This is a genomic window from Mesorhizobium sp. M7A.F.Ca.US.006.01.1.1 (assembly GCF_003997935.1).
Lineage (GTDB): Bacteria > Pseudomonadota > Alphaproteobacteria > Rhizobiales > Rhizobiaceae > Mesorhizobium.
In genome coordinates this window covers 1-5,317 of the sequence record NZ_RZQL01000357.1, presented here as the reverse complement: position 1 = coordinate 5,317, position 5,317 = coordinate 1, and the positions used below count along the sequence as shown (strand labels likewise).

Genomic DNA, 5,317 nt, shown 5'->3' with positions numbered 1-5,317 from the left:
GCCCTGGCTTCGAAGGCGACAGGTTTCCCGATCGCCAAGATCGCGGCGAAACTCGCCGTCGGCTACACGCTTGACGAGCTGGAGAACGACATCACCGGCGGCGCCACGCCCGCCTCCTTCGAGCCGTCGATCGATTACGTCGTGACGAAGATCCCCCGTTTCGCCTTCGAGAAATTCCCCGGCGCCGAGCCGGTGCTGACCACCGCCATGAAGTCGGTCGGCGAAGTCATGGCCATCGGCCGCACTTTTCAGGAATCGCTGCAGAAGGCCCTGCGTGGACTGGAAACCGGCCTGACGGGTCTCGACGAGATCGAGATCCCCGGCCTCGGCTACGGTGCTGCGACCGCCAACCATGCCGACGACCGCAACGCCATCCGCGCCGCGCTCGGCACGCCGACCCCCGACCGGCTGCGCATGGTGGCGCAGGCGATCCGCATGGGCACCTCGCTGGAAGACGTGCACGCCATGTGCAAGATCGACCCGTGGTTCCTCGAACAGATCGCCGGCATCGTGGCCATGGAAGCCCGCATCCGCGAGCACGGCATCCCCGAGGATGCCGTCAATCTGCGCATGCTGAAGGCCATGGGTTTCTCGGATGCCCGCCTCGCGTCATTGACGAAAACGGACGTCGAAGTGATTGCGAAGATTCGCGAAAAACTTGACGTTCATCCGGTCTACAAGCGCATCGACACCTGTGCGGCCGAGTTCGCCTCGCCCACCGCCTACATGTACTCGACCTATGAAGTGCCGTTTGCCGGCGCGCTGGCCAACGAGGCGCAGGTCTCGTCGCGCAAGAAGGTCGTCATCCTCGGCGGCGGTCCGAACCGTATCGGCCAAGGCATCGAGTTCGATTATTGCTGCTGCCACGCCGCCTTTGCGCTGCGCGACGCCGGCTATGAAGCGATCATGATCAACTGCAACCCGGAGACGGTCTCGACCGACTACGACACCTCCGACCGGCTCTATTTCGAGCCGCTGACGGCGGAAGACGTGCTGGAGATCCTGCGCGCCGAACAGGCCTCGGGCGAACTGGTCGGCGTCATCGTCCAGTTCGGCGGCCAGACTCCGCTGAAGCTGGCCGACGCGCTGGAGAAGGCCGGCATCCCGATCCTCGGCACCTCGCCCGACATGATCGATCTGGCCGAAGACCGCGACCGCTTCCAGAAGCTGCTGCACAAGCTCGGCCTCAGCCAGCCGAAGAACGGCATCGCCTATTCGGTCGAGCAGGCCCGCCTGGTTGCCGGCGAGCTCGGCTTCCCCTTGGTGGTGCGCCCGTCCTATGTGCTGGGCGGCCGCGCAATGCAGATCATCCATGACGAGGGCATGCTGCAGACCTATCTGCTCGACACCGTGCCCGGCCTGGTGCCGGAGGACATCAAGCAGAAATACCCCAACGACAAGACCGGCCAGATCAACACGCTGCTGGGCAAGAACCCGCTGCTGTTCGACACCTATCTCTCTGGCGCCATCGAGGTCGATGTCGACTGCCTCTGCGACGGCAAGGCGACCTTCGTCTCCGGCATTCTGGAGCACATCGAGGAGGCCGGCATCCATTCGGGCGACAGCGCCTGCTCGCTGCCGGTGCATTCGCTGCCTTCGGAGCTGGTCGACGAGCTGGAGCGCCAGACGGCAGCCCTTGCCCGCGCGCTCCATGTCGGCGGCCTGATGAACGTGCAGTACGCGATCAAGGACGGCACGGTCTATGTGCTGGAGGTCAACCCGCGCGCATCGCGCACCGTGCCCTTCGTCGCCAAGACCATCGGCCGTCCGATTGCGAAGATCGCCGCCCGCATCATGGCCGGCGAGAAATTGGAAGACGCCTTCGCCCATTACGGCGCCATGCCCGACCCCAGGAACCCCGGCCACATCGCGGTCAAGGAAGCCGTCTTCCCCTTCGCCCGCTTCCCCGGCGTCGACATATTGCTCGGACCGGAAATGCGCTCGACCGGCGAGGTCATGGGTCTCGACCGCGACTTCGCGCTGGCCTTCGCCAAGAGCCAGTTGGGCGCCGGCGTCGACCTGCCGCGCTCCGGCACGCTGTTCGTCTCGGTGCGCGACGAGGACAAGAAAGGCATATTGCCGGCGGTCAAGCGCCTGGCCGGCCTCGGCTTCAAGGTGCTGGCCACATCAGGCACCGCCCGCTTCCTCGCCGAAAACGGTGTCGACGCGCAAAAGATCAACAAGGTGCTGGAAGGCCGCCCCCACATCGAAGACGCCATCCGCAACCGCCAGGTGCAGATCGTCTTCAACACGACGGATGGCCAGAAGGCGGTGTCGGACTCCAAATCGCTGCGCCGCGCCACGCTGATGCAGAAGGTGCCGTATTACACGACGCTGTCTGGTGCGGCTGCTGTGGCGGAAGCGATTGCGGCGCTGAAGGCTGGGAGCCTGGAGGTCAGGCCATTGCAGGAGTATTTTGCGTGAAGTTAAGGCTCCTTTGTTATCCGGTCCTGTTGCGTAACCCTAAGATATCATTCCACTTGTGTCAGCACGCGAAGCGCATCGATAACTGCGGAGTCAGCTAGACTAACGGCGGTGCTTTGCCTGCCGCCCAGATTTCGATTTCGCTGCGCTTTGCGAATCTCCCCAATCACCCAAAGTAATATAGCGGAAAAGCTTTTCTTCAGCCCTATCAAGCATCGAAGAGTAAACATTCCTCGAAAGAAATTTTACCCGCTCATAGTAGTCTTTCGCAACTTTCTTAGCCAAGTCAGACTGTGAATGCTTAACTAGCGCTCCAACATGTCCAAGCGATAATGTCACGATAGGATATTGGTCAATTTTCAAAGATTGCTGCGAATCCATCACACTGAGGGTTTTAACGGCAATATCAATAAGGTCGCGCGTTACCGCGTCATACTGCGCGCGTTGCCGTGCGGACCGCAGCTGTAGATCAGCAAGAGCGTGAACTGCGTATGGGTTGCCGGAATAAGCGCTTATCGAACGCTGCATCATGGCAATGGCCTCCGTCAGATTGCCCTGGGCAGCCAAATAAAGGCCGTATTGAAGCCAGTAATGTCCATCAAGCTGAAAGTCCGTTTCAAAATCAGAATAAATCACAGATCCATCTTCATGGCGTCCGTTACGTTGCGTTATTTCGCTAACAAACGTGTGATTTAATATGAATCTAAATAACTGCGCGTCTTGCCTGTGAACATGCTTAACAACAGGCATATTATATTTTATATACGTTCTGAGAAGCTCCCTAATTGCGTCACGTATGTCGTCAAAATTAGCAACCTCGTCAAATATATGCCTAACGTATAGGTCGTGCCTAGCAATTAGTCGTCTACTTTCTGTATAAGATACTATTCCATCAAGAGCTTCTAAGGCCTTATCAAATGTCCTCGTAGGTTTTAACTTATAGTAGGCCTCACGGGCCACGTCCGCGCTTACCCCAATTCTGGCTAACGTCGACACACCAACGATCAACAAAAGGCGCCTAGTGTCTGCGTCTGGGAGTTTTTCAAATTCATTCGTAATGATATCATCAAAATTCTCAGAATCTGTCGCTTCCCGAAGAGCTATTAGTAGTTGGCTTTTCGATTTCGCTAGCTCAGCGTGTTGCTGCAATCGTGTCATCTTTCGGAAACGCGGCGCAGGTACATATTCTACGAGACGATCGATCAACGGATCATAGTCCCGTCTTACAAATCGCTGAAACAAGGCCGGGCGCGCAAATTCCCCCAGATATCGCGAAAGGTGCTCGTTCCATTCACCCGTGCGAGATGAGGAAACAACCGTTACACCACCGGATTTTATAGAGAGAAGAGAGTCCGAGAATCCGTCGCCATACACGAAAAGATCTCCGGCAAAAACTATGCACCGCTCACCATGCAATCTATTCAGCAATGAGAACGCCTTGGTGGTGGACACCACATCTCTGCTCATCTCATAAATAGGCACGTCCGGATTATCGCTAGCGTAATCGAGTATCGCCATCATTGTTGCGGTTGTCTTCCCGCTCCCGGCCTGCCCTGTTGCAACAAAAAGTCGATCGCCTCGTTCGATTGACTCAAAGAGCTCCTTTTTCAAACTTTCAAATGCCTCAAGGCGAACGGGAACCTTGGAAGCCGCCAGCATCCAGCTCGGGGGAAAACCTTGGAGGAACTGCCGTCCCATCAGAGCCTCCTCGCCTGGACGCATCTGCTTCAAGCGCTCGGCGAGCGTCCTAACAGAAATGGGATAAAGGGAGTGCGCAACGTCTATGTCTGAGGCTGTAATTGAGTTAAGCGCTGTAGCGCCAAATTCATTGGCCTTCGCCACTACTTCACGAGCATCGTTCCCGTTTGGAAATGCAGATTTGACCCAAGCTGCAAAATCCTTGAGCGTGCCCTCGATATGCACCAACCCCTTCGACTTCAAACCTTCTTTTTTAATAGGAGACAGCTTATCTGGAGTCACTACATACCCACGGCCAGAAGAGAACCGACCGTTGTTTTTCGCTCTCTCGATTTCTGCTAGTAGAATCGGCTCATTTATCGACGCACCGATGAATATCGGACACGACGAAATATAATCCTGTCCAGCTCGCTCGTACCAATAATTCTTATTGCTTATAATGTGCCTTACTCAGGTTTATTGATATCTCCATGCAGATGCACGACATGAAGAAAACGCGGACCTTCAAACTCGGCGGCGGAGTCAACCATACCATTGTAGTATCGACGAATTTGGGCAGTCTTTTTTTGAATATTTTCTATCGAATCGTCATAATTAAATGTATATATTCGCCTCCAACAAACTTGCAAAAGAGATATTAACTCGTCAGACGGGAATGTACCTTTGTATTCCTTAGCAAGAATCGAACCAATCTGAACATCACTCAGGTATTGACCTCGAACTGCGGATACTACTTCCGTCAGAGTTTCGGACTCGTACGGAAGCGCGGCGCGTTCAGCGAGCAGCTTAGCCAATGATCCACCGGTTTTAACGGGCTGGCCATAGGAATTTTTAGATGAAACGGATGCACCAGCACCGAGAATAAGAAGCGCATCCCCTTGCATAATGCTCTTTATCAGAAATGCTTCATCACCAGAATCGAACTGCATATTCCCCCCAGATTTTCTTCACTATTGCTCTTTTCGTGACACAATCACTAACCTAACTCGATACAGCGTTCAATCCAGTTGCCGCCAGACGTTCCGATTCGATCCCAATGAACCGTTGACGTGTCGTGAACGCTATAAGTAGGATACAAGGCAAACTATTTAATTATTCGAATTCAAGGAATTTGTAAATAAATTCTAGTGGAAGTTTTAGATAGTTTTCTAAAAGAAATATTTGCAACTCAATACAGTCTATCTTATAACTGTCT

Annotated in this window: 3 protein-coding genes; 1 reads left to right on the top strand and 2 read right to left on the bottom strand. The window is 54.7% G+C overall.

Features of this window, described 5'->3' with window-relative positions; translation table 11 throughout:
* Positions 1 to 2,424, top strand: a 2,424-nt coding sequence (gene carB, locus EN943_RS34645) for a carbamoyl-phosphate synthase large subunit (RefSeq protein WP_127416337.1), incomplete at its 5' end; no start/stop codon positions are given.
* A gap of 102 nt (positions 2,425 to 2,526) precedes the next feature.
* Here carB and EN943_RS34640 read toward each other — a convergent pair.
* Entirely contained in the window at positions 2,527 to 4,404 is a 1,878-nt protein-coding gene (locus EN943_RS34640) for a tetratricopeptide repeat protein (protein ID WP_127416336.1), read from the bottom strand.
* 164 nt (positions 4,405 to 4,568) lie between these two features.
* Entirely contained in the window at positions 4,569 to 5,051 is a 483-nt protein-coding gene (locus tag EN943_RS34635; RefSeq protein ID WP_127416335.1) for a hypothetical protein, read from the bottom strand.
* Positions 5,052 to 5,317 lie beyond the last annotated feature (266 nt).

Excerpts from the sequence above, each read along its gene's own strand:
- EN943_RS34635 (WP_127416335.1), bottom strand. The coding sequence starts at position 5,051 with ATGCAGTTCGATTCTGGTGATGAAGCATTTCTGATAAAGAGCATTATG.